The 202-nt window shown below is 72.8% G+C and carries 1 protein-coding gene; it reads left to right on the top strand.

The annotated features are described in order from the left end of the window. Positions 1-202, top strand: a 202-nt coding sequence (locus tag IO24_RS41890; protein WP_037670218.1) for a hypothetical protein, incomplete at both ends; no start/stop codon positions are given.

Genomic DNA, 202 nt, shown 5'->3' with positions numbered 1-202 from the left:
CGGCCGGATCCGTGGGGTACTGGGAGCGGAGCTGGCGATCCGGGATCTGTTCTCGGCTCCGACGGTCGCCGCGCTGGCGGGGCTGGTGGAGGCGGCCACGAGCCCGGTCGAGCGCCCGGCACTGGTTGCCGTCGTGCGTCCGGAGCGGATGCCGTTGTCCTTCGCCCAGCGCCGCCTGTGGTTCCTCCACCGTATGGAAGGC

The sequence above is a fragment of the Streptomyces flavovariabilis genome (genome assembly GCF_000725785.1).
GTDB lineage: Bacteria > Actinomycetota > Actinomycetes > Streptomycetales > Streptomycetaceae > Streptomyces > Streptomyces hawaiiensis.
Note: the sequence above shows the minus strand (reverse complement) of the source record. Positions and strands in the feature narration are given on the sequence as shown.